This is a genomic window from Nonomuraea dietziae, from assembly GCF_014195505.1.
Classification (GTDB): domain Bacteria; phylum Actinomycetota; class Actinomycetes; order Streptosporangiales; family Streptosporangiaceae; genus Nonomuraea; species Nonomuraea roseola.
The window spans coordinates 5,883,745-5,910,094 of the sequence record NZ_JACIBV010000001.1; the positions used below are offsets into that span (position 1 = coordinate 5,883,745).

Annotated in this window: 31 protein-coding genes and 1 pseudogene; 20 read left to right on the forward strand and 12 right to left on the reverse strand. The window is 70.5% G+C overall.

Annotated elements, in window-relative coordinates:
• Positions 1-83 precede the first annotated feature (83 nt).
• The 3 genes from FHR33_RS28165 to FHR33_RS28175 are packed head-to-tail and all read left to right on the forward strand — an operon-like array spanning position 84 to position 2,316.
• Positions 84-956, forward strand: coding sequence for a hypothetical protein (locus FHR33_RS28165; protein WP_246452136.1), 873 nt, complete (start codon positions 84-86; stop codon positions 954-956).
• On the forward strand, positions 953-2,017 hold the full coding sequence (locus tag FHR33_RS28170; RefSeq protein ID WP_183653788.1) for a glycosyltransferase: 1,065 nt from the start codon (positions 953-955) through the stop codon (positions 2,015-2,017). Before FHR33_RS28165 ends, FHR33_RS28170 begins: the two co-directional genes overlap by 4 nt.
• Before the next feature lie 17 nt (positions 2,018-2,034).
• Positions 2,035-2,316 carry a metal-sensitive transcriptional regulator gene (locus FHR33_RS28175; protein ID WP_183653791.1) on the forward strand — a complete coding sequence of 94 codons (282 nt, stop codon included), beginning with the start codon at positions 2,035-2,037 and terminating at the stop codon, positions 2,314-2,316.
• Positions 2,317-2,402: 86 nt separating this feature from the next.
• Here FHR33_RS28175 and FHR33_RS28180 read toward each other — a convergent pair whose 3' ends face one another.
• On the reverse strand, positions 2,403-2,564 hold the full coding sequence (locus FHR33_RS28180; RefSeq protein ID WP_175589978.1) for a hypothetical protein: 162 nt from the start codon (positions 2,562-2,564) through the stop codon (positions 2,403-2,405).
• A gap of 195 nt (positions 2,565-2,759) precedes the next feature.
• Positions 2,760-4,436 carry a hypothetical protein gene (locus FHR33_RS28185; RefSeq protein WP_183653794.1) on the reverse strand — a complete coding sequence of 559 codons (1,677 nt, stop codon included), beginning with the start codon at positions 4,434-4,436 and terminating at the stop codon, positions 2,760-2,762.
• Between the two features lie 44 nt (positions 4,437-4,480).
• On the opposite strand from FHR33_RS28185, the gene FHR33_RS28190 reads away from it, so the two are divergent.
• The gene (locus FHR33_RS28190; RefSeq protein WP_183653797.1) at positions 4,481-5,374 is read left to right on the forward strand and encodes a DUF1349 domain-containing protein; all 894 of its coding nucleotides are present in this window, start codon (positions 4,481-4,483) and stop codon (positions 5,372-5,374) included.
• Here FHR33_RS28190 and FHR33_RS28195 read toward each other — a convergent pair.
• Positions 5,346-5,867, reverse strand: a complete 522-nt coding sequence (locus FHR33_RS28195; RefSeq protein ID WP_246452144.1) for a gamma carbonic anhydrase family protein — start codon at positions 5,865-5,867, stop codon at positions 5,346-5,348. The genes FHR33_RS28190 and FHR33_RS28195 overlap by 29 nt on opposite strands.
• A gap of 441 nt (positions 5,868-6,308) precedes the next feature.
• On the opposite strand from FHR33_RS28195, the gene FHR33_RS28200 reads away from it, so the two are divergent.
• A complete protein-coding gene (locus FHR33_RS28200) occupies positions 6,309-7,295 on the forward strand; it encodes a DivIVA domain-containing protein (RefSeq protein WP_183653803.1) in 987 nt (328 codons plus the stop codon).
• A gap of 31 nt (positions 7,296-7,326) precedes the next feature.
• Here the strand turns inward: FHR33_RS28200 and FHR33_RS28205 are convergent, their stop codons facing one another.
• On the reverse strand, positions 7,327-8,322 hold the full coding sequence (locus FHR33_RS28205) for an ArsR/SmtB family transcription factor (RefSeq protein WP_183653806.1): 996 nt from the start codon (positions 8,320-8,322) through the stop codon (positions 7,327-7,329).
• 69 nt (positions 8,323-8,391) lie between these two features.
• Here FHR33_RS28205 and FHR33_RS28210 point away from each other — a divergent pair, with 69 nt between their 5' ends.
• Positions 8,392-9,621, forward strand: coding sequence for an MFS transporter (locus tag FHR33_RS28210; protein WP_221241281.1), 1,230 nt, complete (start codon positions 8,392-8,394; stop codon positions 9,619-9,621).
• A gap of 534 nt (positions 9,622-10,155) precedes the next feature.
• Here FHR33_RS28210 and FHR33_RS28215 read toward each other — a convergent pair.
• From FHR33_RS28215 to FHR33_RS28225, 3 genes are all read right to left on the reverse strand, one after another.
• Complete coding sequence (locus tag FHR33_RS28215) at positions 10,156-10,911, reverse strand: GntR family transcriptional regulator (protein ID WP_183653809.1); 756 nt, start codon at positions 10,909-10,911, stop codon at positions 10,156-10,158.
• 173 nt (positions 10,912-11,084) lie between these two features.
• Positions 11,085-11,567: a VanZ family protein gene (locus tag FHR33_RS28220; protein WP_183653812.1), complete on the reverse strand. Its 483-nt coding sequence runs from the start codon at positions 11,565-11,567 to the stop codon at positions 11,085-11,087.
• 111 nt (positions 11,568-11,678) lie between these two features.
• The gene (locus FHR33_RS28225; RefSeq protein ID WP_183653815.1) at positions 11,679-12,401 is read right to left on the reverse strand and encodes an IclR family transcriptional regulator; all 723 of its coding nucleotides are present in this window, start codon (positions 12,399-12,401) and stop codon (positions 11,679-11,681) included.
• A gap of 84 nt (positions 12,402-12,485) precedes the next feature.
• Between FHR33_RS28225 and FHR33_RS28230 the strand changes: the two genes are divergently transcribed.
• The 10 genes from FHR33_RS28230 (at position 12,486) to FHR33_RS28275 (ending at position 21,656) form a co-directional block, all read left to right on the forward strand.
• On the forward strand, positions 12,486-13,892 hold the full coding sequence (locus FHR33_RS28230; protein WP_183653818.1) for an aldehyde dehydrogenase family protein: 1,407 nt from the start codon (positions 12,486-12,488) through the stop codon (positions 13,890-13,892).
• On the forward strand, positions 13,885-14,679 hold the full coding sequence (locus FHR33_RS28235; protein ID WP_183653830.1) for a 2-keto-4-pentenoate hydratase: 795 nt from the start codon (positions 13,885-13,887) through the stop codon (positions 14,677-14,679). The genes FHR33_RS28230 and FHR33_RS28235 overlap by 8 nt, the downstream gene beginning before the upstream one ends.
• Positions 14,676-15,587, forward strand: a complete 912-nt coding sequence (locus FHR33_RS28240; RefSeq protein WP_183653833.1) for an acetaldehyde dehydrogenase (acetylating) — start codon at positions 14,676-14,678, stop codon at positions 15,585-15,587. The genes FHR33_RS28235 and FHR33_RS28240 overlap by 4 nt, the downstream gene beginning before the upstream one ends.
• A complete protein-coding gene (dmpG, locus tag FHR33_RS28245) occupies positions 15,584-16,582 on the forward strand; it encodes a 4-hydroxy-2-oxovalerate aldolase (RefSeq protein ID WP_183653835.1) in 999 nt (332 codons plus the stop codon). Before FHR33_RS28240 ends, dmpG begins: the two co-directional genes overlap by 4 nt.
• Positions 16,579-17,289, forward strand: a complete 711-nt coding sequence (locus FHR33_RS28250) for a 2-keto-4-pentenoate hydratase (protein ID WP_183653837.1) — start codon at positions 16,579-16,581, stop codon at positions 17,287-17,289. Before dmpG ends, FHR33_RS28250 begins: the two co-directional genes overlap by 4 nt.
• Positions 17,289-17,699, forward strand: a complete 411-nt coding sequence (locus FHR33_RS28255; protein ID WP_183660346.1) for a RidA family protein — start codon at positions 17,289-17,291, stop codon at positions 17,697-17,699. The genes FHR33_RS28250 and FHR33_RS28255 overlap by 1 nt, the downstream gene beginning before the upstream one ends.
• Positions 17,696-18,208 carry a 3-hydroxyanthranilate 3,4-dioxygenase gene (locus tag FHR33_RS28260; protein WP_183653839.1) on the forward strand — a complete coding sequence of 171 codons (513 nt, stop codon included), beginning with the start codon at positions 17,696-17,698 and terminating at the stop codon, positions 18,206-18,208. The genes FHR33_RS28255 and FHR33_RS28260 overlap by 4 nt, the downstream gene beginning before the upstream one ends.
• A 3-nt stretch (positions 18,209-18,211) precedes the next feature.
• Complete coding sequence (locus tag FHR33_RS28265) at positions 18,212-19,186, forward strand: amidohydrolase family protein (protein ID WP_221241283.1); 975 nt, start codon at positions 18,212-18,214, stop codon at positions 19,184-19,186.
• Positions 19,149-20,354 (forward strand): kynureninase, encoded by a 1,206-nt coding sequence (locus tag FHR33_RS28270; protein ID WP_183653841.1) that lies wholly within the window; start codon positions 19,149-19,151, stop codon positions 20,352-20,354. Before FHR33_RS28265 ends, FHR33_RS28270 begins: the two co-directional genes overlap by 38 nt.
• Positions 20,355-20,444: 90 nt before the next feature.
• Complete coding sequence (locus FHR33_RS28275; protein WP_183653844.1) at positions 20,445-21,656, forward strand: serine hydrolase domain-containing protein; 1,212 nt, start codon at positions 20,445-20,447, stop codon at positions 21,654-21,656.
• Positions 21,657-22,239: 583 nt separating this feature from the next.
• Here FHR33_RS28275 and FHR33_RS51935 read toward each other — a convergent pair.
• Complete coding sequence (locus FHR33_RS51935) at positions 22,240-22,371, reverse strand: hypothetical protein (protein ID WP_281388183.1); 132 nt, start codon at positions 22,369-22,371, stop codon at positions 22,240-22,242.
• A 3-nt stretch (positions 22,372-22,374) separates the two neighbouring features.
• Positions 22,375-22,569 (reverse strand): hypothetical protein, encoded by a 195-nt coding sequence (locus FHR33_RS50635; protein WP_246452145.1) that lies wholly within the window; start codon positions 22,567-22,569, stop codon positions 22,375-22,377.
• 160 nt (positions 22,570-22,729) lie between these two features.
• Between FHR33_RS50635 and FHR33_RS50640 the strand changes: the two are divergent.
• A pseudogene (locus FHR33_RS50640) lies at positions 22,730-22,792 on the forward strand (hypothetical protein); the annotation flags it as partial.
• Here FHR33_RS50640 and FHR33_RS51940 read toward each other — a convergent pair.
• A complete protein-coding gene (locus FHR33_RS51940; RefSeq protein ID WP_281388184.1) occupies positions 22,777-22,908 on the reverse strand; it encodes a hypothetical protein in 132 nt (43 codons plus the stop codon). The pseudogene FHR33_RS50640 and the gene FHR33_RS51940 sit on opposite strands and share 16 nt — an antisense overlap.
• A 254-nt stretch (positions 22,909-23,162) precedes the next feature.
• Between FHR33_RS51940 and FHR33_RS50645 the strand changes: the two genes are divergently transcribed.
• Together FHR33_RS50645 and FHR33_RS28285 are read left to right on the forward strand one after the other, a co-directional pair.
• The gene (locus FHR33_RS50645) at positions 23,163-23,411 is read left to right on the forward strand and encodes a hypothetical protein (RefSeq protein WP_246452147.1); all 249 of its coding nucleotides are present in this window, start codon (positions 23,163-23,165) and stop codon (positions 23,409-23,411) included.
• 102 nt (positions 23,412-23,513) lie between these two features.
• On the forward strand, positions 23,514-24,086 hold the full coding sequence (locus tag FHR33_RS28285; RefSeq protein ID WP_183653847.1) for a LysE family translocator: 573 nt from the start codon (positions 23,514-23,516) through the stop codon (positions 24,084-24,086).
• Here FHR33_RS28285 and FHR33_RS28290 read toward each other — a convergent pair.
• Positions 24,048-24,440 (reverse strand): MmcQ/YjbR family DNA-binding protein, encoded by a 393-nt coding sequence (locus FHR33_RS28290; RefSeq protein ID WP_221241284.1) that lies wholly within the window; start codon positions 24,438-24,440, stop codon positions 24,048-24,050. The genes FHR33_RS28285 and FHR33_RS28290 overlap by 39 nt on opposite strands.
• Positions 24,437-25,486: a DUF2293 domain-containing protein gene (locus tag FHR33_RS28295; RefSeq protein ID WP_183653850.1), complete on the reverse strand. Its 1,050-nt coding sequence runs from the start codon at positions 25,484-25,486 to the stop codon at positions 24,437-24,439. Before FHR33_RS28295 ends, FHR33_RS28290 begins: the two co-directional genes overlap by 4 nt.
• Positions 25,487-25,557: 71 nt before the next feature.
• Between FHR33_RS28295 and FHR33_RS52825 the strand changes: the two genes are divergently transcribed.
• A complete protein-coding gene (locus FHR33_RS52825) occupies positions 25,558-26,310 on the forward strand; it encodes an FKBP-type peptidyl-prolyl cis-trans isomerase (RefSeq protein WP_183653853.1) in 753 nt (250 codons plus the stop codon).
• Positions 26,311-26,350 lie beyond the last annotated feature (40 nt).

Sequence of the window (26,350 nt, forward strand, 5' to 3'; positions counted from 1 at the left end):
GCGGACTTTCCCATGTCAGACGCGCGACGAAGCCGAAAAGCTTTCTCCACATAACGGGAAAATCACGGTAACCTCAACGTCGCATGGCTTCATTCGACGGGGAGGGGCTGCGGATGCGCGTCGTCGTGACCGACGCCGAAGTCACCCTGGCTGACGTGCTCTCCCTCAGACTGGCCGTCGACAGACCGCTGAAACCCGGCATGGAGCTGGTCCTGCGCCACCGCGCGACGGGGGTGGAGCGCCGGATCGCGCTGGGCGCGGCGGGGGCGGAGGTGCGCGACGCCGCCCTCGCGGTCTCGCTGTCCCCGCTGACGCTGACCTCGGGCAGATGGGACGCCTACCTGGGGGACGAGGAGGGCCGCACCCGCATCAGGAGCGTCGACCCCGGCTTCTCCCTCGACCACCTCGACACCTACGCGCTGTCCAGGCGCACGCTCGCCTACAGGGCCTACCGCACCAGGAACGGCTTTCTCGCGCTGAAGATCTGCACGGCCGAGCCGGCCGCCGAGGTGCGCGCGGTCTGGTTCAGGGAGGGCCGGTTCGAGGTCACGGGCCTGCTGGCCTACACGGGGCTCGACGACGACGACTCCAGGCACGAGGCCACGCTCTCGCTGCACCGCAGCGGCCCCGCGCAGTCTCAGGACAGGGCGGGCGGCGACACAGGGGAAGGGGCGGCGGAGACCACGGTGGCCGCCGTCGCGACCGTCCAGGGCGTGCGCTTCCACGCCGCCGTCTCGCTGGTCGACGTGGTCGCGGCCGATCCCCAGGGCGCGGGCACATGGAAGCCCTCGCTGGAGGTGGAGGGCGTGCCGGCGCCTCTGCGACTCGCCTCGCGGCTCGACGACGTCGACGGCAAGCGCCGCCGCCTGCACTATCCGGCGATGCGCGTGGACGGCGTGCCCGTCAGGCCCTGTTACACCGCCGACGACGAACTGCGGATCGAGGTGGGGGTGTGAAGGTCAGCCTCGTCCTCCCCTCCGCCTACGTGATGCGCGGGGACGTGCGCTCGATCCTCAACCTCGCCTCCGACCTGGCCGAGCGGCACGAGGTCGAGGTCATCAGTGTCAGGCGGCAGAAGGAGAAGCCGTTCTTCCCCGTCAGCGGACAGGTGGCGATGCGCTCGCTGATCGAGGCGAGGCCGGGGTCGAGGCAGTTGCTTCCGCGCGGGCAGATGCGCACCGAGGTGGCGCTGTGGCGGCTGTTGCGCACACTGAAGAGTGATGTTCTCATCACCACCCGGCCTGGGATCAGTGTCCAGGCGGCCAGATCGGCGCCCAGGGAGTGCGTGAAGATCGCCTGGGAGTGGGGGCGGCCTGCCGTACCGTCTCCTGTGAAGCGGTTCTACCCCCGGCTGGACGCGGTGGTGACCTCCACCGAGGCCGCGAGGGACGACTGGCGGCGGCTGCTGGAGACGGCGGGGCCGCCCGTCCACGTGGTGCCCGACGCCCTGCCTGGCGGGTTGTGGCCGCGCTCGCGCATGGACAACAGGATCGTGGCGACCGGCGGGCGCCTGGTGGCCGCCCGTGCCTACGACCGGCTGATCAGGGCCTTCGCGATCGTGGCCGACAAGCGCCCCGACTGGAGGCTGCGGCTGTACGGCTCGGGCCCGGAGGAGCGCAGGCTCCGCGACCTGGTCCGCGACCTGAACCTGCACAACCACGTCTACTTCATGGGGACCACGCCCGACCTGGCGGGGGAGTTCGCCAAGGCGTCGATCGTGGCGACCACGTCACGCGCGGAGACGCTCGGCATGACCGTCCTGGAGGCGATGGGCTGCGGCGTGCCCGTGGTCGGCTTCGACGGGGCCAACGGGCCCGCGGAGTACATCGTGACCGGCTACAACGGCGTGCTCGTGCCCGAGGGCGAGATCGAGATGTACGCCGCGGCCCTGCTCGCGCTGGTCGACGACGACCGTCGGCGCAGGTCCCTCGCCGCCGGGGCGCTCGAGACCGCGACGGGGCACGCGGCGGCCGAGGTCTCGGCGCAGTGGGAACAACTGATCGGCGACCTCCGCTGACTGGGTACCTTTGATGCATGCATGGGTACAGCGGAGACAAGCAGGCTTATCTGACCCGTCTGCGGCGAATCGAGGGTCAGATCAGGGGCCTGCAGCGCATGGTGGAGGACGACGCCTACTGCATCGACATCCTCACCCAGGTCTCGGCGGCCACGCGGGCGCTTCAGGCGGTGGCGCTCGGGCTGCTGGAGGAGCACATCTCCCACTGCGTGACCGACGCGATCAACACCGGGGGACCGGAGGCCGAGGCGAAGGTCAAGGAGGCGTCGGCGGCGATCGCTCGGCTCGTCCGTTCGTGACTAGTCATCCCGGTCTTCGGTGAGCTATCAGAAAAACCGTGTCCCGGACCCCGCGGGAGTCCGGGACTAGGTCAATGTGATGGTCTTCAGCGGCTCGCCGAAGTCCGCAATCCGAGCGCGTCGTCGAGCTCGTCCAAGGTCAACCGCCGCTCGCTGATCGCGACAGCGGTGAGCACCTCGGCGTAGAGCGCAATCTCGTCCAACGCGACACGGTCGTGGACCCGAGAGTCCAGGTCGTCGTGCCCCACCGCGTCGTCCTTCCTTCCGCAGCCCACACCCTCTTCGAGGTTACGGCGGGGGCCCTTCAGGCGACATGGCCCATCGGGGTCATTCCTTGCGTCGCCGCCCTGCCCCCCCACGGATCATTTCCCGTTTCCGAGATCACAATTCGGAGAATTCGCGCACTGGAGCGATATTTACCGAGTAAGGGTGAAATAACGGCATTAGTGGTTTAGATGAGGATCGTCGCGCTCATGGATGAGCCTGTGAACGATCGCGGCCGCTCCGGGAAAGCCGTCGCCCGGCACGGACGCGCCGGCGAGCCGGCACCACGCCAGCCCTGAGGCGTAGGCGGCGCCCAGCACCGCGGCAGCTCCCTCTCTGGTGGGCGGCACGGCGTCGAGCCAGCGCGGCCCCACCTCGAACCCGGCGGGCTCGGTGATGTCGCCTCGCGGGGTGGCGAGCCGCGTGTGGACGGCGTGGCGCAGGCGGTGGTCCAGCCAGGCCGCCACGGTGGGCAGGCCCTCGGGCGTGTCGGCGTGGTCGGCCGCGAGCAGGGCGCCTGCCGTCCTGTGCGGGTCGGGGGAGAAGGCCACTGCCTCCAGGAGGTCGCCGACCGTGTGGCGAAGGTGCTCGCCGGGGTCGGTCTCCGCCAGGACGGCCCGCGCCAGGCGGTCGGGCACCCTGGCCAGCCAGGTCCAGCGCAGCGCGTCGTCGGCGGCGGCCGCGCGGGCGACCTCACGCGGGTCGGTGGAGGGCGTCCACTCAGGGACGGCACGCGATCGGGCCGCACCGGCCCGCCCCGTGGCCTCGCCCGAGTGACCCGGCGACCAGCCTGAGGTCTCGCCCGAGTGGCCGGTGGGCGCCCACCCCGTGGTCTCACCCGGGTGATGCGGTGACTGGCCTGAGGTCTCGCCCGGGTGATGCGGTGATCGGCCTGAGGTTTCGCCCGAGTAGCCGGCGGGCGCCCATCCCGAGGTCTCGTGGCCGTGGCCGGTGGTGCTTTCGGCCACGGTGGGCGGGGGGAAGGTGGTGTCCCAGTGGACCGGAGGTGGGGTGAGAGGGCCCGTGCCGCGCGGTTGCGGGGCCAGGGGTGGCCGGTACGCGGGGAGGGGGCCTGTGGCCGTCTGGTGGTCGAGGCCGGGATTGCGCAGGATGGGCTCCAGCATCGCGATGAGCGCCTGGGCCCTCGGCGCGAACCGGGCGTCGGCGGCGAGGATCCCCGCCGTGTCGGCCATCAGGGCGGCCAGGCGCAGCGCGGCTCGAGGGGCGCCGGCCCTGACCCGCTCGCCGTACAGGGTGACGAGGGCGGTCAGCGGGGGAGAGGGCAGCCAGCGCACCCACTCGTCGCCGGGCAGCGGGCGGCCGAGGTACTCGCCGAACACCGACAGCAACTGCTCGTTGCCGTCGAAGGCGGGCGCGTAGGCGCACCACATGATCGTGGCCCAGATCGCCGCCACCGTGCCCGGCACGTCGCCCGCGAAGACCTCGCGGAAGGAGCTGAGGGGGAACTCGTCGGCCGAGCGCCTGCCGTTCGCCCTGACCAGGGCGCGGATCTCGGAGGTGAGCGCCGAGGGCACGTCGGGCCCGACGAAGGCCTGGCTGGACCAGCCGCTGAAGGCGAAGTCGGGCCCGCGCGGCACCAGGTGCGGCAGCAGGACGCCGGTGTGCGGCTCGATGCGCGCGGGACAGTGGCGGGGAGGGGCGGTCAGGTGCCAGCGGCCGTCACCGGGATCCTGGAGGTACCAGCGGGCGTGCGCGCCGAAGATCCACCTGCCGCCGTCAGGCGTGGCCAGGGCCCTGGACGCGATCGCGTGGGCGCGCGACTGGAGGGGGAGCGCCGTCCAGCGCGGGTCGGTGACCATCGCGCGGACATCCGCCTCGATGGCCGTGAACCGCATGGCGGCATCGTAGCCCGAGGTAAAGACGAGGCAGAATGTCCGTTATGAGAGCGAAGATTGCCGCGTCCGTGGCCGCCGCCGGGCTGCTGGCGGGTTGTGGGACGGCGTCAGGGCAGGCTCCACAGGCCTCCGCCAAGGCGCTCACCGTCGCAGGGGTGCGGCCGCCCGACCCCGGTGGCGAGATCGGCACGGCGTCGAGCGAGTTCGCCGACACGGCGGAGCTGAGCGCGTGGAGCAAGCTGAGCGACACCGAGGGCGACCTGAACAGGATCACGAAGCTCGACGTCAACGGCACCGCCAAGAACGCTCTCTACCTCGAGCCCAAGACCTCCACCTGGTTCGACGCCTTCCGCGGGCCCTTCGTCTACCAGGAACTGGCCGGCGACATCGTGATGCACGTACGGGTCAAGGTCGAGGGCAAGAAGAAGAGCCAGCCCGAGCGGAAGTTCTCGCTCGGCGGCGTGATGCTGCGCGTGCCGCAGTCGAACGCCAAGCCGAACTGGGTCTCCGTCACCACGGGCACCGGCGACGCCGCCAAGAGGGTGGAGGCCAAGAGCACGCTGAACGGCAGCTCCAAGCCCAAGGAGGTGGCCGTCAAGGAGGGCTGGATGGAGCTGGTGCTGGCCAGGGCGGGCGGGGTGGTGGCCGCCCTGTACAAGGAGGAGGGCGGCACCTGGAAGGTCGGCCAGCGCTGGGTGAGGGACGACCTGCCGACGGTGCTGCAGTGGGGTATCACCGGCTACACCGACTGGGACAGCTACGGCGCGCTCAAGAAGGACGCGGCCAAGGCCAACGCCAAGGCCGTCAAGGGACTGCCCGACCTCAGGATGACCGTGGACTACGCGCGCTTCCTGCGTCCCGCCACGCCGGACGGCGCCGACCTGATGACGGTCCCGGACGACGTGCTGGTCAAACTGCTGACGCCTGCCGGTGCCTGAGCGCCTTGGCCATGTACCTGTCGGCGGTCTGCGCGAAGCTCGCCCTGTCGTCGTCGGTGAGCTCGCGCACGACCCTGCCGGGCACGCCGGCCACCAGGACGCCCTGCGGGATCTTCTTGCCGGGCCCGACCAGCGCGCCCGCGGCGACCAGGGTGCCCGCCCCGATCCTGGCGCCGCCGAGCACGATCGCGCCGATGCCGATCAGCGCGCCGGTCTCGACGTGCGCGCCGTGGACCATCGCCTTGTGTCCGAGGCTCACCCTCGGCTCGAGGACGGCGGGCTCGCCCGGATCGGCGTGCAGGCAGCACAGGTCCTGGACGTTGCACTCCTCGCCGACCTCGACGCGCTCGTCGTCACCGCGCAGGACGGAGCCGTACCAGATGCTGGCTCCCCTGCCCACCCTGACGCTGCCGACCACCACCGCACCAGGGGCGATGTAGGCATCGGGGTGAATGTCGGGAACTGCGCCTTCGTCCAGCGCTGCGATGTACATCTTGGACATCGTAGTAGTCCGAGATTTCCCGGGCAGGTATGGCGTTCGGGTTGCGGACTCGGGCAGATGGCAGGAAAGTCATTCCCTGACACGTCGTTGTCGGACCCTCACAAACCGCAAGCCCTCCGCCCAGGCACTCCGCATCACCCGCTACCGGCTGGAGCCGGCGGTTTGCCCCCACGGTCCCGTCTGGTTGAAGGGAGGCCGGTAGCGTGCCCCCACCGCTCGGCCCCGTCCCCCGGTGGAGTGAGGCGTGTCCGCACCGACGGAGGCGGCTCCGTACCCTTGCCGGCCGATGTGCCCAGCGTCATCGCGCTCCGCCTGCCCCGTTCACCTCGTGCGTCGAACATGACTGAAAGTGATCGGTTTTTTCCGTAGAGTTTTCGAAAGGAGGGGTGGCCTTCCTCGACCCTTGGACTGAGGGGAAGCGCCACATACCAGATGACAAACCAGCACGAGAGCTTCCCCGACCTGATGCAGGAAGACTCCTTCGAAGTCGTCATGCGCGGCTACAGCCGTCGTCAGGTACACGACTACATGATCCGCTCACGCAATCAGATCAGGGATCTGGAGGAGCGGCTGGCGCGCGCGATCGACCAGGCCGAGCAGGGCCGCATCGAGCTGGCCGAGGCCAGGCGCCGCATGGTCGAAGCCCCCCAGAGCTACGACGACCTCAGCCCGAGGCTGGCGCAGATTCTCAGGCTGGGCGAGGAGGAGGCGGCCGCCAAGCGCGAGGACGCGGAGTCCGAGGCCGCCAGGCTCCGCGAGACGGCCTCCGCGGAGGCCGAGCGCATGGTCACCTCCGCGCGTGAGACCGCCGACAACATCCTCACCAGCGCGCAGGCCGAGGCGGAGCGCCGCGTGGGCGAGGCGACGGGCGCGGCCGAGCGCATGCTGGCCCAGGCCGGTGCGGACGCCGAGGAGACGCTCACCACCGCCAGGGCGGAGGCCGACGAGACCCTGCGCGCGGCGAGGGCCGAGTCCGACAGGTTGCTCACCACCGCCAGGGCGGAGGCGGAGCAGACCGTCGACAACGCCCGCGCGGAGGCGGAGGCCACGCTCTCCAACGCGCGGGCCGAGGCGCAGTCGGCGCTCGAGGCGGCGCAGCAGCGGGTCACCTCGCTGGACGAGCACGCGGGAAGGCGGGTCACCTACCTGACCGACACGCACGGCGAGGTCGTGCGCAGGCTCAACGAGATCAGCTCGGTGCTGGGCGACCTCATGCGCAGGGAGAACTCCTCGGGCCCGCTGGTCGTCGCCGAGCCCGCGGTGGAGGAGGTCGAGGAGGTGCGGATGATCATCGAGGAGGAGCCCGCCGAGCCCGCCGAGCCCGCCGAGCCCACCGAGCCCACCGAGCCGGCTCCGCCCGCCGCCGACCACGTCTCCGAGGACACCGACGTCAACCTGGGCACGCTGGCCCACAAGTAACCTTCAGCGTCCGTACGGCAGGCCCGCCGGTTCACCGTGATCCGGCGGGCTGCCCGGCTCCTGCCTCGACGAGCGCGTCCCCCGCGGTCGTCCGGTAGTAGAGCACCGAACGGCCCGCGCGGCGGCGCCGTACGAGGTGGGCGTCGCGCAGGATCCTGAGGTGGCGGCCCACCGAGCCCAGCCCCTGGCCGGTCAGCGCCACCAACTGCGTCGTGCTCTTCGGGGTGTCGAGCAGGACGAGCACCCTGGCGCGGCCCGCTCCGATCAAGGACCCCAGCGCCTGGGGAACAGGGCTGGTGTTCGCCTCGGCCAGGACACCCGAGCAGGCGTACACCACGGCGTACCGGCTCGGCAGGCTCCACGCGATCCAGCCCTGCCTCGGTGTGAGCGGGGTGATGGGGACGAACAGCAGGCGAGCGCCCGAGATCTCCCTTGGCGGGTAGTCCAGGGCGTTGATCCGCAGCCTGCCGTCCCCGAGCCAGCGCATCCCCGGCCGCAGGCCGTCCAGCGCCGTGGCCCAGCCGCCCTGCGTGAGAAGGCTGGTCCTGGCGACGATGTCGGCGTGCAGGACGCGCCTGCGCTGCGGCCACGACGGCAGCACGGTCTCGCTCCACACCCACTCCAGCAGGTCCGCCGCGCGCTCGGGCAGGTCGGAGCGGTGCAACTCGGCCGGTACCGGGCCGCTCGCCGACAGCGCCAGGTCCGAGACGGCGGTCCGCGGCGGGGTGGCGCGGATCCTCGCCAGCTCGTCGGCGAAGGAGGGCTCGTCCTCGCCTGTCGGGGCGGGGGTCAGGAAGTCGGCGGTCCATGTGCGGCCGAGCGCGGCCCTGAGGAGCAGGGCGGTGATCGGGTCGGCCGCCAGCCGCTTCCTGTAGGCAGGCCGATGGGCGTCGAGCCATGCGCGCTGGCCCGGGTGCCCCGCGAGCCCCGCCTGCAGGGCGAACAGGGCCGCGGTCGTCTCAGCCAGGGGGGAGAGCGCGAACCTGCCTTCGGCCATGGTGTCGGCGTTGACCTGCCACCAGCCCACGACAGCCCTCCTTTCGCGCCGGCGCGAAACTCTAACGTTCCCTCGCGGCGGCTCATGAGACTTCCCGCCATGCGGACCTATCGGGAACTGTTCGGAACGCCGGAGTTCACGCCGTTCTTCCTCACCGCCTCGACGCAGGTGGCGGCCTCGACGGCCAGCGGGCTCGCGCTCGGCACGCTCGTGTACGCGGCCACGGGATCGCCGCTGCTGTCCGCGCTCAGCATGTTCGGCGCCTCTCTGGCCCAGGTGGCGGGGGCGGCGGTGCTCCTGTCGGCCGCCGACAGGCTGCCTCCGCGTCTCGCGCTGACAGGTATCGCGCTGGTGTCGGGTCTCGGCACGGCGGCGCAGGCGCTGCCGGGGCTGCCACTGTGGGCGATCTTCGTCATCCTGCTGGCCCTGGGCATGGTCGGCTCGCTCGGCGGCGGGGTACGGCTCGGCCTCCTGGACGAGATCCTCCCCGAGAACGGCTACGTGCTGGGCCGCTCGGTGCTCAACATGTCCACGGGCGCGATGCAGATCTGCGGGTTCGCGCTCGGCGGGGTGCTGCTGACCGTGCTGTCGCCTCGCGGCACGCTCGTGGCGGCGGCGGGCCTCTACCTGGTCGCGGCGTGCCTGGCCAGGTTCGGGCTCAGCGGGCGGCCCGCCAGGGCGGCAGGGCGGCCTTCGGTGGCCGAGACCTTGCGGGCCAACGGGCGGCTGTGGTCGTCGCCGCCGCGCAGGCACGTCTACCTGGCGATGTGGGTGCCCAACGGGCTGATCGTCGGGTGCGAGTCGCTGTTCGTCGCCTACGACCCGCGGCACGCGGGGCTGCTGTTCGCCTTCGCCGCCTTCGGGATGCTGGTGGGCGACGCGGCGATCGGCAGGCTGGTGCCGCACCGGTGGAGGGGACGGCTCGGCGCGCCGCTCAGGCTGCTGCTCGCCGTCCCCTATCTGGTTCTGGTGCTGGAACCGGGGCTGCCCGTCGCGCTTGCCGTGGTCACGCTGGCGTCGGTCGGCTACTCGGCGAGCCTGCTGCTGCAGGAGCGGCTGGTGGCGCTCACTCCGGCGCAGGCCCGCGGACAGGCGCTCGGGCTGGGGTCGTCGGGGGTGCTCACCCTGCAGGGCGTGAGCGCGGCGCTCGCCGGCGCCGTCGCCCAGTACACCTCGGCGGGGACGGCGATGGCGGTGATGGCGACGGCCTCCGTCGCGGTGACGCTCGTCCTGGCGCCTCGGCTGCGCCACTCCCCCGAGGAGGGCGCACCTGGCGCTGTTGCCGCCGAGCGCCGCAACGTTCAGGGCGGAAGCCCCCGCCCCCGATAGGGTCGGAGACTTCCGCGCCTGGGGGCCCGGTGCCGGAGCCGCCGAGACGCTGAACCCGGCACCGGGCTGCTCTTGGCCTCACCAGAGGCCGGACGCGTGCCGTGGATCCCCCGCCTAGAACGATCCACAGCACGCGCGTCAAGGGGCGGGCCCCAGGCCGCCGCTCCTCGTCATTCACTTCTTCGTGGAGGTGGCCGGGACCGGCGAACCCGGTTCGCCGCTCCTGGTCTCTCAGCTGTTCGCGAAGCCCCTCCGGGTCGTCGGCGTCTATGGTCATCGCGCACCCGGCGTCACGCTGCTCGGCGCTGAGCGGGTGGTGCCGCGTGGCCCACCAGCGGCCCGCGTCGCTCCGCCAGATGGTCCAGTGGGGGTACTCCCGGGCGATCTCGGCTAGATGCCGGTCAAAGGACATCTGGTCACCCTTCCCGGGGTCCCCACTCGTGCTTGCCTCTCTCTAGACGGTGCGTCACATCTCTAGAGAAATCAATGATCGCAAGGGACAGGTCAACCTATCGCTTGACATTTCGGCTTGACCTAGGCGTCGAAGTCGTATTGGAGTACGTAGGACGCGGAGTCGAGCACCATCTCGTTGTATTCGACGGGCAGGCCGCCGGTCGTGTAGGCGGTCCTGGAGATCGCGATCACCGGGGTGCCCGCGGGCAGTTCGAGCAGCCGGGCCTCGGCGGGGTGCGGCATGCGGGCGCGCACTTCCTCGGTGAAGTGCGCCGGCGGCAGGCCGAGGTCCCGCAACCGCGCGTAGACCCCGCCGGGACCCGTGTCCTGCAGCGTGATCGCGCTGCCTTCCACCAGGTCGGCGGGAAAGTAGGAGGTGGCCAACTGGACAGGTCTCGCGTCCACCGAGTAGCGGCGGCGCCTGATCCACACGTCGGTGCTGTCGAGGACGCTCGCGGTCGCCTCGCTCGCCTGCTCGCGAACGACCGCCACCTCGTCCACGGTGAAGGGACGGCCGCGCGTGTCGGCGTCCCAGATAGCTCGTCCCTGGCCCCATTGCTCCCGGGACAGGCGTCGTGATCCGTGCCTGCGGATCGGCTTGAACTGTCGCACATAGACCCCCGAACCTCTTTTCGGCACCGCCAGCCCTTCGTTGATCAGAACGGCCAGCGCCTGGCGGGCGGTGGCTCGAGCGATTGCGTGTTCTGCCATGAGCGCGTTCTCGCCCGGTAGTCGGTCCCCGTCGCGCAGCTCGCCGGACAGGATCCTGGCGCGCAGGCCGTCGGCGATGCGGCGATAGATAGGGGGCTCGTGGGGTACCGGGGAGGATTCAGACACGTTTGATCACCCTCTGTCACCAACCGGGTTTGGCGTCTCCAGAGAACTTGCCCCGCCTTGTCCACGATCGCACAGATACGCAGGTTGGTCCCGTGCTTCTTTTGAGTGGATCGTGCCCGTGTGGTGATCCTCGCGAGTTTTCGCAGGCCGTTACTGTGGAACGGTCCTGGCCGCTATAGGGACCTCCACCAGCGGCGAGTAACCAAAGCGGCCAAGACCGCTCCCGTGGTGTTGATCAGCACGTCGTCGATCGAGGAGTGGCGGCCGAGGCGCAGGCCGTACTGCAGCAGCTCGACGGTCAGCGAGGCGGACGCGGCCACGGCCGCCACCCGCGCGAGTCCGGCGAACAGGACAGAGCGGACGGGAAGCAGCGCGCCCAGGCAGGCGAACACCAGGAGGTTGCCTCCGACCTGCACGAACACCGTCGCCGGCGCGGCGGAGGCGAGCGCGGCCAGGTCGCTGAACGGGAAGAGACTGACACCGCTCTGACCGTCGAAGGGCGTGAGGATCATCCAGATCCAGGGGGCCGTGCCTGCGACGACGCCCACGTCGGCCACCGCCGTGCGCGTGGGCGCGGGATGTCCGCGGCGCCGGCGGGTCCGGGCGAGTGTCAGGGCGGCCAGGACGGCCAGCGGCACCCCCAAAAGCCCAGCCATGACGATATTTCCCCACAATTCCCAGGTTTGGCCCACCGGACCATCATGCGGGTTGAGGGAAACGCAATTCTGTCCGAAAGGACAGCCAAATCTCGGGGCCCATGGGACAAGTCAGATGGACCGGGTCAGCGCCCGCGACACCCCCAGGGCCGCGGTCTTCACCGCGGGTGCCAGCCGGGTCGGGTGGAAGCGGGCCAGCGGCACCGACACCGAGAGCGCGGCGACCACGGCCCCTCCGCTGAAGACCGGAGCGGCGATGCACGCCCCTCCGCGCTGCGCCTCCTCCCGCTCGTAGGCCAGCCCTGCCGCCTGCACCTGGCCGATGACCTCCTCCAGGCGCTTGGGATCCACGATCGAGTGCGGGGTCAGCCTGCGCAGCGGCCGCGAGAGCACCTCCTCGATGAACTCGGGCCCCGAGTAGGCCAGCAGCGCCTTGCCCACCCCCGTGCAGGTGAGCGGCAGCCGCCCGCCCACCCGCGAGGGCAGCGAGAACGACTCGTGGCCGCGGATCTTCTCGACGTAGACCACGTCGAGCCCGTCGCGCACGCCCAGGTGGATCGTCTCCCTGGTGGCCTCGTAGAGATCGTGCATGAACGGCAGCGCGGCATGGCGCAGGTCGCGTTCGAGAGGGACGATGCTACCTAGCTCGAACAGCCGGCGGCCGAGGTAGTAGCCGTTCTCCTTGCGCGCGACCGCGCCGATCTCGGTCAGCTCGTTGAGCAGCCGGAAGGCGGTGGTCTTGGGGAGATGGCAGTGCTGGGCGACGTCCATGAGCCTGAGCGGGCCGCCGGTGGGACGGAACGCGTCCAGCACCAGCCACGACTTCTCCAACATCGACAGACGATCGGGGTTCCGTGTCACGGAACGCATTCTTGTCCCCGACCGCCGGGAAGTTCTATACCCCTTGGTGGAGGAATGATGTCATTTGAGCAGGTAGCCCACTTCATCGGTGGCTCATGGGTGGCCGAGGGGGAGCCCTTCCCGTCCCATGACCCGGTGACCGGTCAGGTGAACAGGCGGGTCCACGAGGCGGACTCGGCCGTCGTGGACAAGGCCGTGCGCGCCGCGAGGCAGGCGGCACCAGGGTGGGCCGCCCTGCCCGTCGCCGAGCGGGCCACGTGGATGCGCCGCCTGTCCGAAGGGATCGAGGCCCGCTTCGACGATCTGGTCGCCGCCGAGATCGCTGACACCGGCAAGCCCCTTGAGCAGACCCGCACCCTCGACATCCCGCGCGGCGCGGCCAACTTCCGCGCCTTCGCCGAGATCGCCGCCCAGCGTCCCTCCGAGGCCTTCCACCTGACGGACGTGCTCAGCTACACCGTGCGCAGGCCGCTCGGTGTGGTCGCGGTCGTCGTCCCGTGGAACCTGCCGTTCCTGCTGATGACGTGGAAGCTCGGGCCCGCGCTGGTCGCGGGCAACACCGTCGTGGTCAAGCCTTCGGAGAACACCCCCGGCTCGGCCGCCCTGTTCGCCCAGATCTGCGCCGACGTCGGCCTGCCGCCCGGGGTGGTCAACGTGATCCACGGGTACGGCACGACGGGGCAGCTCCTGGTCTCGCACGAGGGGGTCGACGGCGTGACCTTCACAGGCTCCACCCGCACCGGATCGTCGATCATGAAGTCGGTGGCCGACAGGGTCAAGCCGATCTCCTTCGAGCTGGGCGGCAAGAACGCCGGCCTGGTCTTCGCCGACGCCGACCTGGACAGGGCGGTCGAGGGCAGCGTGAGATCGGTGTTCACCAACGGCGGCCAGGTGTGCCTGTGCACCGAGCGGCTCTACGTCGAGCGCCCGATCTTCGAGGAGTTCTGCGCCAGGCTGGCCGAGAAAGCGGCGTCGGTGACCCCGCAGCCGATGATCTCCGCCGAGCACAGGGAGAAGGTCCTGTCCTTCTACGCGCTCGCCCGCGACGAGGGCGCGAAGTTCCTGACCGGCGGGGGCGCGCCCGAGGGGCCCGGATACTTCGTGGAACCCACCGTGGTGACCGGGCTGCCGGAGAGCTCGCGCTTCAACAGGGAGGAGATCTTCGGGCCTGTCTGCCACGTGAGCCCCTTCGACACCGAGGGGGAGGCGGTCGCGCTGGCCAACGACTCCGACTACGGCCTGGCCGCCACCCTGTGGACCACCAGCCTCGACAGGGCCCACCGCGTCGCCCAGCGCCTCGAGGCGGGGCTCGTCTGGGTCAACACCTGGTACCTGCGTGACCTCCGGACCCCGTTCGGCGGCGTCAAGCTGTCCGGCATCGGACGCGAGGGCGGCACGCAGTCGCTCGACTTCTACTCTGAGCCCACCACGATCACGATCAAGCTGGAGTCTGCCGATGAATGACGAGTGGTCCGAGGCCGTCGACGTGCGCACCCAGGCGGCCGACCGGCTGCTCGAGGCGGTGCGCACGGGCAAGCCGTGCGCGCCCGTCAGGGACCTGGTCGCGACAGCCGGAGAGGGCTACGCCGTACAGGAGATCAACACCCGCAGGGCGCTGGAGGAGGGGCGCAGGCTGGTCGGGCGCAAGATCGGCCTGACGAACCTCGCCGTGCAGAAGCAACTGGGCGTGGACTCTCCCGACTTCGGCATGCTCTTCGCCGACATGGCCTACCTGGACGGGCTGCCGGTGCCGTACGAGAGGTTCCTGCAGCCGAGGGCGGAGGCGGAGGTCGCGCTGGTGCTCGGCCGGGACCTGGTCGGCGGGCCCTTCACGGTCGCCGAGGTGATCAGGGCCGTGGACTTCGCGCTGCCCGCGATCGAGATCGTCGACTCGCGCGTCGCCGACTGGGACATCACGCTGGCCGACACCATCGCCGACAACGCCTCCAGCGGGGCCTTCGTGCTCGGCAACACGCCCGTGGGGCTGCGCGGGCTCGACCTGCGGCTGGCGGGCATGACGATGACCAGGCGCGGACAGGAGGTCTCCACGGGCGCGGGCGCGGCCTGCATGGGGCACCCGCTCAACGCCGCCGTCTGGCTGGCCGACACCCTGGGCGCGGGTGACCACCCCCTGCGCGCCGGTGACGTCGTGCTGACGGGGGCGCTGGGCCCCGTCGTGCCGGTGGAGGCGGGCGACGCCTTCGAGGCGGTCATCGACGGGCTCGGCTCGGTGCGGGCGGTGTTCGCGTGAAGATCGCGATCATCGGATCGGGCAACATCGGGACCGACCTGATGTTCAAGGCCCTGCTGTCGAAGAAGGTCGAGGTCGTGGCGATGGCGGGGATCGACCCCGACTCGGACGGCCTGGCGAGGGCGCGGCGCAGAGGGCTGGAGACCACCTCCTCGGGGGTGGAAGGACTGGTGTCGCTGCCCTCGTTCGCCTCGGTCGACGTGGTGCTCGACGCCACCTCGGCGGGGGCGCACGCGCGCAACGCCGAGGCCGTCCAGGCGCACGGCAAGCGGGTCATCGACCTCACTCCCGCCGCGCTCGGCCCCTACGTGGTGCCGTCGGTCAACCTCGAGGAGCACCTGGACGCGCCCAACCTCAACATGGTGACGTGCGGAGGGCAGGCGACGATCCCCATCGTGGCGGCGGTGTCGTCGGTGGCTCCCGTGCTGTACGCCGAGATCGTGGCCTCCATCGCGTCCAGGTCGGCGGGTCCGGGGACCCGCGCCAACATCGACGAGTTCACCACGACCACGGCCAGGGCGCTGGAGCGGGTGGGCGGCGCGGGACGAGGGAAGGCGATCATCGTGCTGAACCCGGCGGAGCCGCCGCTGATCATGCGGGACACCGTCTACTGCCTGGTGGAGTCGTGCTCGGAGGCCGAGGTGGTCGCCTCGGTCGAGGCGATGGTGGCCTCGGTCCAGGAGTACGTGCCCGGCTACCGGCTCAAGCAGGAGGTGCAGTTCACCAAGGTGGGCGACGACGAGCCGGTGCGGACGCTCGCGCCAGGAGCGAGAGGCGGGGTGAAGGTGAGCGTGTTCCTGGAGGTGGAGGGGGCCGCGCACTACCTGCCCGCCTACGCGGGCAACCTGGACATCATGACGGCCGCCGCGCTGCGGACCGCCGAGCGGCTCGCGGAGGTCGGGGCATGAGGGTCTACGTCCAGGACGTGACGCTGCGGGACGGCATGCACGCCATCCGGCACCGCTACAGCACCGCCCAGGCCGTCTCCATCGCCAAGGCGCTGGACGAGGCGGGCGTGGCCGCGATCGAGGTGGCGCACGGTGACGGCCTGGCCGGAGGGAGCTTCAATTACGGCCCCGGCGCCCACACCGACGAGGAGTGGATCGAGGCCGTCGCTGGAGCCGTACGGCGGGCCAGGCTCACCACTCTGCTGCTGCCCGGCATCGGCACCATCGAGGACCTCAGGAGGGCCCACGCGCTGGGCGTCACCTCGGTGCGGATCGCCACGCACTGCACCGAGGCCGACATCTCCGCCCAGCACATCTCCACCGCCCGCGAGCTGGGCATGGACGTCGCCGGGTTCCTGATGATGGCGCACATGGCCCCGCCCGAGGTCCTCGCCGAGCAGGCGAGACTCATGGAGTCGTACGGCGCGCACTGCGTCTACGTGACCGACTCGGGCGGCGGTCTCACCATGGACGGCGTCCGCGACCGGATCAGGGCCTACCGCGACGCGCTCAGGCCGGAGACCGAGATCGGCATCCACGCCCACCACAACCTGAGCCTGGGCGTGGCCAATTCGGTGGTGGCGGTGGAGAACGGCTGCACCAGGGTGGACGCCTCGCTGGCCGGCATGGGGGCGGGCGCGGGCAACGCGCCGCTCGAGGTGTTCGCGGCCGTGGCCGACCTCATGGGCTGGGAGCACGGCTGCGACCTCTACGCGCTCATGGACGCGGCCGACGATCTGGTCAGGCCGCTGCAGGACCGTCCCGTGCGGGTGGACAGGGAGACGCTGACGCTCGGCTACGCGGGCGTCTACTCCAGCTTCCTGCGCCACGCCGAGGCCGCGTCGGAGAGGTACGGCGTGGACACGCGCGCCATCCTCGCCGAGGCGGGCCGCCGCCGTATGGTCGGCGGGCAGGAGGACATGATCGTCGATATCGCATTGGACCTGACCAAATGAAGCTCGCCCAGGCGCTGCACGAGGCCGCGCTCAGCAGGACGCCGATTCCACAGCCTGTGGACGACTTCGACGTCGCCACCGCCTACGAGATCCAGGAGGAGCTCCTCACCCTGCGCGGCGAGCCGCTCTCGGGGGTCAAGCTGGGCTTCACCAGCGAGGGCAAACGCCGCCAGATGGGGGTCAACGACCTCATCCTGGGGCGGCTGACGCCGTCGATGGCCGAGGTCGACGTGGCGAAGTACATCCATCCGAGGGTCGAGCCCGAGGTGGCCTACCTGGTCGGGCGCAGGATCGAGACGGTCGAGGACGCTCTGAGGCCGGGCGCCGTCGTGGCCGTCGCGGCGGGGCTCGAGGTGATCGACTCGCGCTACGAGAACTTCAGGTTCTCGCTGGAGAGCGTGATCGCCGACAACACCTCGGCCGCGGGCTACGCGATCGGGCCGTGGAAGGCCTACGACCCCGACGACTGGAACCTCGGCGTGCTCTTCGAGATCGACGGGCGTCCCGTGCACGTCGGGTCCACCGGCGCCATCCTGGGCGATCCGCGCAGGGCGGTCGTGGAGGCGGCGCGGCTGGCCGTACAGGTGGGGCTGGCGATCGAGGAGGGCGCCCTCCTGCTGGCGGGCGCGGCCACGCCCGCCGAGCCGCTGCGCGAGGGCGCGCGCGTCCAGGTGGAGATCCAGCGCCTCGGGAAGGTGGTGCTGTGATGCTGGTCGAGGGCATGGCCACACCGAGAGGCAGGTTCCCGCACGTCAAGCGGGCAGGGGACTTCCTCTACGTCTCCGGCACGAGTTCTCGGCGGCCCGACAACACGTTCGCGGGCGTGGAGGCGGACGAGATGGGGACCACCGATCTCGACATCCGCGCGCAGACCAGGGCCGTGATCGAGAACATCGGCGACATCCTGCGAGCCGCGGGAGGGGCGCTCGGCGATCTGGTCCAGATCACCACCTACCTGGTGAACATGAACGACTTCAAGGGCTACAACGAGGTCTACGGCGAGTTCTTCGACGAGACAGGGCCCACCCGCACGACGGTGGCGGTGCACCAGCTGCCGCACCCTCACCTGCTGATCGAGATGCAGGCCGTGGCCTACCTACCAAAGGAGCGATCATGATTCCGCCCATCGACTTCACCAAGTGGATCGACGAGCACTCCCACCTGCTCAAGCCGCCGGTGGGCAACAAGGTGGTCTTCGAGCAGGCCGACGACTTCATCGTGATGGTCGTCGGCGGCCCCAACCAGCGCACCGACTTCCACGTCGACCCCTATGAGGAGCTGTTCTTCCAGATCAAGGGGAACATGCGGCTCAACGTCATGACGCCGGAGGGCCCTGACACCGTCCACATCCGCGAAGGTCAGATGTGGCTGCTGCCGGGCAACATGCCGCACTCCCCGCAGCGCGAGGCCGACTCCGTCGGCCTGGTGATCGAGAGGATCCGCGAGGAGGGCACGCTGGAGAAATTCCGCTGGTACTGCCAGGAGTGCGACGCCGTGGTGCACGAGGTCGAGCTGCAGGTGCGCGACATCGTCAAGGACCTGCCGCCGGTCTTCGCCGCCTTCTACGCCGACGAGAAGGCGCGCACCTGCGACAGCTGCGGGGCGCTGCACCCCGGCAAGGGATAGTCGTTGATCACCGACATCCACACGCACCACGTCCCCAAGGGCTGGCCCGACCTGGGCTGGCCGGGGGCGCCGCGGCTGCGGATCGACTCCGAGCGCGAGGCGATGATCCTCGTGGGCGACAAGGAGTTCAGGAGAGTCCAGGACGACTGCTGGGATCCCGAGGCGCGGGCCAGGACGATGGGCGTGGACAGGCAGGTCGTCTCGCCCACGCCGGTGTTCTTCGCCTACGACCGCCCCGCGGGGGAGGCGGTCCGCGCCGCCCGCGTCTTCAACGACCTCAGTCTTGAGATCTGCGCCGACGAGCGGTTCATCCCGTTCTGCCAGGTGCCGTTGCAGGACCCCGACCTGGCCTGCGAGGAGCTCGACCGCTGCCTCGCCAACGGGCACAGGGGCGTCGAGATCGGCAACCACGTCGGTGACAGGGACCTCGACGACGAGGGCGTGGTGCAGTTCCTCCAGCACTGCGCCGACAGGAACGCGCCCGTCTTCGTCCACCCGTGGGACCTGCCCTCGGGGCCCCGCGTGGACAGGTGGATGGCGCAGTGGCTGGTCGGCATGCCCGCCGAGACCCACCTGTCGATCCTCGCGATGATCCTCGGCGGCGTCTTCGACAGGGTCCCCGAGTCGTTGAGGATCTGCTTCGCCCACGGCGGCGGCTCCTTCGCCTTCTGGCTCGGCCGTTTCGAGAACGCCTGGCATCGCAGGAACGACGTCATCGGCACCTCCGAGCACCCGCCTTCGCACTACCTCGACCGCTTCAGCGTCGACTCCGTCGTCTTCGACGAGCGGGCGTTGCGGCTGCTGGTGGACACCATGGGCGAGGACCGCGTGATGCTCGGCTCCGACTTCCCCTATCCGCTGGGCGAGACCCCCGTGGGCGCCGTGGTCAGGGAGGCGGCCTTCCTTTCCGACGAGGCCCGCGCCAGGATCCTGGGAGGGAATGCGGCGATATTTCTGGGAGAACACCGTGAATCGTGATGACTGTCTGGCTCTCGACGCGGCGGATCCGCTGAAGGCGTTCAGGGACGAGTTCGTGCTGCCCGAGGGGGTCGTCTACCTCGTCGGCAACTCCTTGGGCGCGCTGCCCCGCCGTACGTCCGAGAGGGTCCGGCGCGCGGTCGAGCAGGAGTGGGGCCGTGAGCTGGTGGGCGGGTGGAACAGCGCGGGCTGGTACGCCCAGCCGCTCACCACGGGCGACAGGCTCGCCCCGCTGATCGGCGTGGGCCCCGGCTCGGTGGTGGTCGGCAACACCACGTCGATCGCGGTCTACCAGGCGGTGGCGGCGGCGTTGCGGCTGAACCCCTCGAGGAACGTCGTGGTCGCCGACGTGACGAACTTCCCGACCGACAACTACGTCCTCGAGGGCCTCGGCTGCGAGATCCGCGACATCTCCGAGGGCCTTCACGACGACGTGGCGGTGGTGCTGCTGTCGGAGGTGAACTACCGCACGGGCGAGCGCTACGACGTGGCAGAGATGACGGCGAGGGTGCAGGCGGCGGGCGCGCTGATGGTCTGGGACCTCTGCCACAGCGTCGGCGCCCTCGAGATCGACGTCTCGGCGGCCGACTTCGCGCTCGGCTGCACCTACAAGTACCTCAACGGAGGGCCGGGCGCCCCCGCGTTCCTCTATGTGAACCCGCGTCACCACGAGGCCGCGGAGAACGTGCTGTCCGGCTGGTACGCCCACGCCGAGCCGTTCGCCTTCGAGCCGCGCTTCAGGCCCGCCGACGGCATCAGGCGCTTCACGGTCAGCACCCCGCACGTGCTGTCGTTCGCCGCGCTGGAGGCCTCGCTCGACGTATGGGAGCGGGTGGACCTGGCACAGGTGCGCGCCAAGAGCGTCCAGCTGACCTCGCTCTTCGTCGACCTGGTCGGCGACGCGCTGGAGCTGGCCTCGCCCCGCGAGCCCGAGCGCAGGGGCAGCCAGGTCAGCTTCTTCCACCGCGACGGCTACCCGGTGATGAGGGCGCTGATCGACAGGGGGGTGCACGGCGACTTCAGGGCGCCCGACATCCTCCGCTTCGGCTTCGCGCCGCTCTACATCAGGCACGTCGACGTCTACGACGCCGCCCAGACGCTGCTGGAGGTGCTGGACAAGGAGCTGTGGCGCGACGAGAAGTACGCCCAGCGGCTCGCCGTCACCTGAGCGACCCATCGGCCTCCCTCTCAGGAGGGAGGCCGGAGTTCACCGGCACAGGCGATCCGGAGATCCGGTGTTCTCGACAGGATCGAGGACATGAACAAGAGCCTCCCCGCGGCCCTCGCGCTCGCCTCCCTCGCCACCTTCGTCACCGCCTCCGTCGTCGGGGCCCCCGCGCACGCCTCCGTCAAGGACTGCCCGGTCCCTCCGCCCGCCGTCGACCCCGTCGTCAAGGTGCCGCCGATCAACGAGGCGGCGCTCGCCAGGAGCATCGAGAAGCTGCCCGCGCCCGACGCCACCGCGGCGATCGTCCGCGTGGGCGGCACGAAGGGCACGTGGAAGGGCGTCACGGGGGTCGGTGACCTGCGCGCCGAGCGGCCCGCCAAGGACGACGTCCGCTTCCGCGCAGGCAGCGTCACCAAGATGTTCACCACCGCCGTCGTGCTCCAGCTCGTCGCCGAGGGCAGGGTGTCGCTCGACGGCGCCGTCCAGGAGTACCTGCCCGGCCTGCTTCCCGCCGCCTACCCGGAGATCACCGTGGGCCAGCTGCTCAACCACACCAGTGGCCTGCCCGCGCCCGAGATCGACGGCGGCTTCGAGGAGGTCTACAGGACCAGGTTCAAAACCTGGACGCCAGAGGAGTACGTCGCGCTGGCCGTCAAGAACCCGGTCGAGTTCACGCCCGGAACCAGGCAGCACTACCTCAACACCAACACCTTCGTCGCCGGCCTGCTCATCGAGAAGGTCACGGGCCGCTCCTACGAGCACGAGGTCACCACCCGCATCCTGCGCCCGCTCGGCATGCGCGACAGCTACCTGCCCGGACGGTCGGTGCACATCCGCGGCAGGCACAACCACGGCTACCAGGTCGTGCCCGCCGGCTTCCCCGGCTCGATCCGGTACGGCGAGGCGTCCGTCGTGGACATGACCGCGACCAGCGTCACCTCCACCTGGGCCTCGGGCGACCTGATCTCGACCGCCCGCGACCTGGAGAGGTTCGTGAACGCGCTCTTCTCCGGCGAGGTCGTGCCGCCCGCCCAGCTGGAGCCGATGTTCACCGTCCCGAGGGTGCCGGCGTTCGGCGGGTGCGACCCCGCCGTGTACACCTCAGGCATGTCCAGGATGGTGCTGCCCGGCGGGCAGGTCGCCTACGGCAAGACGGGCGCCAGGTACGGCTTCTCGGCAGGCGTGGGCGCCACCCGCGACCTGAGCAGGACCGTCGTCTACTCCATCAACTCCACCGACGCCAAGTCCTCGGGCCAGAACCAGCGCGGCCTGGGCGTGGCGCTGGCCGCGCTGGTTCCGTAACGCGGAACCAGGCATTGGGGAACGGGACGCGCACCCATCACTCTGGGGCGCATCCCCCGAAAGGTCACAAGATGTTCAGAGCGACTCTGGCCACCACCGCCTGCCTGGCAAGCCTGCTGGTGGCCGCCCCCGCGCAGGCCGAACCCGACGACGCCTTCCCCACCGTCTGCGGTGACCGCCGCCCGAGCGACCCCGCCCCCGGTGAGTACGGCATGCAGCTCGACGGCACGTTCCGCCACCCAGCACTCACCCCTGCGGGCGAGGATCGCTTCTCCTTCCCCGGCGGCGCCCAGGACCTCTTCCTCAAGACCAAGGGCTACGACCCGAAGAGCCACGTCGAGGGCCCGATCAAGGTGGAGGCCTCCTACAGGGGCGCGGACTTCACTCCCGACTACTTCCACACCTGGCAGAACGTCGTCGACTTCGACGGACGCCGTTACCTGTTCCAGTACGACCGCACGGAGGCCCGTGTCTACGACGTCACCGACGTGCGCAAGGTGAAGATCGTCGAGAGCCTGACCGGCAAGGACTGGAAGGCCGCCGACTACTGGGGCGCGGCCACCATCCAGTGGCGCGACGGCCACTACGTGATGATCCAGTCCTTCGAGCAGAAGCGCCAGGTCGACCAGCTCGGCGACAGCGTCGAGAAGAGCAAGTTCCACAACCCCTCGGGCGTGGAGCAGCTGCGCGGCGAGACCACCTTCAAGGGCTTCAAGGTCTACCGCCTGGACGGCCCGCGGAGGAAGGACTGGAAGCTGCTGTCCACGGTGACGACCGACCCCACGCTGAGCGACCCGAAGCCGGGCGTGCAGCAGGGCTCGGGCTCGCTGGACGTGCCGTACTGGACCGGCGGGACGTACATGTTCATCGCCGTCGCCCCGCTCGACACCTGGCGCAACACCGAGGTGCCCACCTACCTCTACTCGCCCGGCTACCAGGCATGGGACATGTCCGACCTGAAGCGGCCGAAGAAGGTCGGCGAGTGGCACCGCAAGGGCCAGGTCGCGGGGGAGGAGGCCGCCTACGCCAAGAACCCGCGCTGCGGCAACCAGACCTCCTGGATGGGCGCGCGCATGCCGTTCTTCGTCTCGGGCACGTACGGCTTCGCCGCGCTCGGCGGCTACGGCCTGTCGATCCTCGACATCTCCGACCCGGCGAAGATGAAGGAGATCGGCCACCTCGACCTGCCGATGTCGGTCGGCGGCACGGAGGCCGACAACGTGGACGTCTCCCAGTACGAGAAGACCGGCATGGTCTACGTCTCGGGCTACCCACTCGGCGAGGACTGCCACGAGCCCTACAAGGACGTCTTCCAGGTCGACGCCCGCGACCCGCGCCACCCGCGGATCGTCGGCACGCTGCCCAGGCCCCGCGCCGGCGGCGGGCGCCCCGTTCGCCGACTACTGCCAGCGCGGCGGCAGCTTCGGCCCCAAGCGGTCGGGCTCCTACACCTCGCCGGGAGAGCCGAAGCAGGGCCTGCTGACCTACGCCTTCTACAACGCGGGCGTGCAGTTCTTCGACACCACCGACATCAGGCGGCCGAAGCGGGTCGCGCAGTTCGTGCCCAGCGGGTTCAGCAAGAACGTGCCGGACTACGCGCTCGGCAACCAGACCCACGCCATCTACGTCGAGTGGGACCGCAAGATCGTCTGGGTGTTCACCAACGACGGCATCTACGCCGTCTCCTCGGCCGAGCTGCTGGGCGCGCCCACGTTGGGCAGGCCCCTGGCGCCGTACCGGAATTCGGACAAGTAACATCAGGGTGCCCACAAGGCACCCATGTACGTCCGCGGTTCCGTGCGGCCTGCACACCCGCGGGTCTCCCGGAGCGCGCCCAGCTTCCGGGAGACCCCCGCCATGCTGCTGACCTTCGCGGTCACCGCACTTGTCATGATCATGATCCCCGGGCCCGACGCGGCCCTGATCATGCGCAGCTCCCTCACGCACGGCCGCGTGGCCGGGCTGCTCACGATGGCCGGCGGGCTGCTCGGCCTCGCCGTCCACGCCACCACCGCCTCGCTCGGCCTGTCGGCGCTGCTGGCCGCCTCGCCGACCGCCTTCACCGTGCTCAGGTGGATCGGCATCGCCTATCTGGTGTGGCTGGGCGTGCAGTCCTTCCGCGCCAAGCCGAAGGAGGCGGCGCGCGACGCGGGCCGGCGGCACATCCGCAACGGCTTCTTCTCCAACCTGCTCAATCCGAAGGTGCTGCTCTTCCAGGTCACCTTCCTGCCGCAGTTCATGACGGGAACGAACGACGCGCTGCTGCTGTCGGCCGTCTTCGCGGGGCTCTACGCCGCCTGGTTCGCGCTCTACGTGCTCGTGGTCGACCGCGTGGGCGCGCTGCTGCGCACGCCCCGGGTGCGGCGGCGCGTCGAGCGGATCACCGGCGTGCTACTGGTCGGCTTCGCTCTGCGCCTGGCTGTTCAGTAGCTTGATCGCCCGTTTCGGGGCGATCGCCCTGTAGCTCTCCTCGACCCAGTCGAGCAGCAGCTCGACGTCGGGCAGGGCGCTCTGGAACGGGACCGTCACCCAGCCCGCCTTGCCCAGGCCGTAGCCGCTGGGCTCGGCGCCCTCGACGGTCAGCGCGTGGCCGTGCGCCTCGGACCGGAGCTTGACCCCGAAGGAGGGGTTCCACTTCTCGGTCGGCTCGTCGATGCCGAGAAACAGGAAGACCTTCTTGTTGACCTTGATGACCCGATCGCCCCAAGGGAAGTCCTCGTGGGTCTCAGGCAGGCTGAGCGCGAAGTCGCGCATGGTCTGCCTGACGGCGTGCCAGTCGCTCATGGTTCTCTTCTACCCCTGAGCTCCGACAGTTTGGCCTCGATGGCCGGTCTGATGCGGTCGCGGGCCTCCATGCGGGGCACGCCGTCCATCAGCATCCTGTCGTAGCCGGTGTCGAGGTGGCGGATCGAGGCCACGACGGCGAGCGTGATCGCGTTCTCGTCGAGGGCCTTGGCGGCGGCCGTGCGCCCCACCCTGCCACTGCCGCGCAGGGCGGCGTGGGCGGCGATCGAGTCGGCGCGCACTGGAGGGCAGGCGGGGAAGAGCCGCAGGATCTCGGCGGCCATCCTGGTCTGGTAGTCGAGGTCCTGCTCGGTTCTGCGCTCCCTGTCGCGGTCGCGGCGGCGCAGGCGTACCTCCTCGTCGCCCAGGCACTGCTCCTCGGCGCGCGCCAGCGCGGCCTCCTCGACCAGCACCCCCTGGCGCTGGTAGACCTTGCGCCGCCTGTTGTACTGGACCACCACCGCCGACAGCCCGCTCTCCTTCTTGGCTCTGCGGCTCAGCGCCGCGTTCCCCGAGGGGAGGAGGACCAGGTGGTCGAGGTCGGCGCAGGTGAGGCAGTGCGGGCGGTCGTCCTCCATGATCAGGTAAGGCCCCGTGTCGCCGCACGTGGCGCAGGTCCACGTCTCGAGCGGCGCGACCACGACCAGGTCGGGCGCCTTGCTCTGCCGTTCGGCCAGCTGCTTCACCCGCGCGTCGCTGAGGTCGGGCGAGATCCAGTGGACGCGGAAGGAGCCCTGCTCGCCTGCGGCGGTGAAGCGCAGCTCCCTGCGCTCCCTGCTGCCTGACAGGTAGGGCGTCTCCATCGGCCGCAGCCCCCTGGACAGCGCCCATTCGCGCAGCGCGGCGGCCGCGTCGAGCAGGCGCGCGTCGTCGACGGCCGCCAGCTCGCCGAGCGTGGCCGACCTGCCCTGTCTCCAGGTGTCGACATGGCGGCTGTGCAGCCAGCGCAGGCCGGTGACGACGTCGATGAAGGTGACGTACTTGCGGGTGGTGAGCGCGATCTCGGCCGCGTCCGCGACCCTGCGCGCCAGGTTCGGTCGGCTCACAGCATCCCAGTTTGCCGGGAGATGGCGGGTGGTCAGGAGTCGCTTGGGACGATCGGGGCTAGGTCATCACCGTGCGCGTGACCGTGCTGGTGCTCCTCATGCTCGTCACCTCCTGCGCCTCCGCCTCCACGCCGGTCGTGAGCGGGGCGTTCGGCAGCAGGCCGGTCATCGAGCTGCCCTCACAGCGCCCTGGCGGTACGCCCGAGATCAGCGTGCTGGCCGAGGGCAGGGGGCCGCGCACGAGTCCGGGGGACGTGGTGGTGACCGAGGTCGTGATCCGCGGATGGAGCGGCGACGCGACCCCTCTCAACACCTACGACGCGGGCAGGCCCCTCACGGTCGTCTTCGGACGCGGCGACGTTCCCGGGATCTGGGAGCGGGTGCTGATCGGCCGCAGGGCGGGCAGCAGGGTGATGCTGGTCGGCCCCGGCCGCCTCGCGTACGGCGGGGCGGGAGCGGGACAGGACGACCCGCTCGTGCTCGTCTTCGACATCCTCGGCGGCTACCCGCCCGACGCCAGGCTGGTCGGCGAGGAGCTCCCGAGGCTCGCAGGCCCCGCACGCTCGGGCACGCTGATCGACGGCTCGGGGCGCCAGGTCGGCCCCGGCTCCACGGTGGTCGTGCAGTACGTCGCCACCCGCGGGCCGGGGCGCGAGGTCGTGGCCTCCTCCCGTGCGGACGGCGGGCCGAGGGCGTTCGTGCTGAAGGAGGGCGCCGTGCCGTCCGAGTGGGTCGAGGGGCTGGTCGGCAAGCGGGTGGGGAGCAGGGTCGCCGTCACGCGGGGCTCGGTGGTGACGGTGATCGACATCATCGACCTCGTGTGAAAGGGCCCCCGGACGCGCCCGGGGGCCCTTTGCGGACGAG

Coding starts and splice junctions, on each gene's coding strand:
- dmpG (WP_183653835.1), top strand. CDS start 15,584: ATGAGGGTCTACGTCCAGGACGTGACGCTGCGGGACGGCATGCACGCC.
- FHR33_RS28195 (WP_246452144.1), bottom strand. CDS start 5,867: ATGTACATCGCAGCGCTGGACGAAGGCGCAGTTCCCGACATTCACCCC.
- FHR33_RS51940 (WP_281388184.1), bottom strand. CDS start 22,908: ATGCCGGTCTTCTCGTACTGGGAGACGTCCACGTTGTCGGCCTCCGTG.
- FHR33_RS28260 (WP_183653839.1), top strand. CDS start 17,696: ATGATTCCGCCCATCGACTTCACCAAGTGGATCGACGAGCACTCCCAC.
- FHR33_RS28165 (WP_246452136.1), top strand. CDS start 84: ATGGCTTCATTCGACGGGGAGGGGCTGCGGATGCGCGTCGTCGTGACC.
- FHR33_RS28220 (WP_183653812.1), bottom strand. CDS start 11,567: ATGGCTGGGCTTTTGGGGGTGCCGCTGGCCGTCCTGGCCGCCCTGACA.
- FHR33_RS28255 (WP_183660346.1), top strand. CDS start 17,289: ATGCTGGTCGAGGGCATGGCCACACCGAGAGGCAGGTTCCCGCACGTC.
- FHR33_RS28190 (WP_183653797.1), top strand. CDS start 4,481: ATGAGAGCGAAGATTGCCGCGTCCGTGGCCGCCGCCGGGCTGCTGGCG.
- FHR33_RS28250 (WP_183653837.1), top strand. CDS start 16,579: ATGAAGCTCGCCCAGGCGCTGCACGAGGCCGCGCTCAGCAGGACGCCG.
- FHR33_RS28200 (WP_183653803.1), top strand. CDS start 6,309: ATGACAAACCAGCACGAGAGCTTCCCCGACCTGATGCAGGAAGACTCC.
- FHR33_RS28285 (WP_183653847.1), top strand. CDS start 23,514: ATGCTGCTGACCTTCGCGGTCACCGCACTTGTCATGATCATGATCCCC.
- FHR33_RS28230 (WP_183653818.1), top strand. CDS start 12,486: ATGTCATTTGAGCAGGTAGCCCACTTCATCGGTGGCTCATGGGTGGCC.
- FHR33_RS28210 (WP_221241281.1), top strand. CDS start 8,392: ATGCGGACCTATCGGGAACTGTTCGGAACGCCGGAGTTCACGCCGTTC.
- FHR33_RS28270 (WP_183653841.1), top strand. CDS start 19,149: ATGCGGCGATATTTCTGGGAGAACACCGTGAATCGTGATGACTGTCTG.
- FHR33_RS28175 (WP_183653791.1), top strand. CDS start 2,035: ATGCATGGGTACAGCGGAGACAAGCAGGCTTATCTGACCCGTCTGCGG.
- FHR33_RS28275 (WP_183653844.1), top strand. CDS start 20,445: ATGAACAAGAGCCTCCCCGCGGCCCTCGCGCTCGCCTCCCTCGCCACC.
- FHR33_RS28225 (WP_183653815.1), bottom strand. CDS start 12,401: ATGTTGGAGAAGTCGTGGCTGGTGCTGGACGCGTTCCGTCCCACCGGC.
- FHR33_RS28290 (WP_221241284.1), bottom strand. CDS start 24,440: ATGAGCGACTGGCACGCCGTCAGGCAGACCATGCGCGACTTCGCGCTC.
- FHR33_RS28185 (WP_183653794.1), bottom strand. CDS start 4,436: ATGCGGTTCACGGCCATCGAGGCGGATGTCCGCGCGATGGTCACCGAC.
- FHR33_RS28235 (WP_183653830.1), top strand. CDS start 13,885: ATGAATGACGAGTGGTCCGAGGCCGTCGACGTGCGCACCCAGGCGGCC.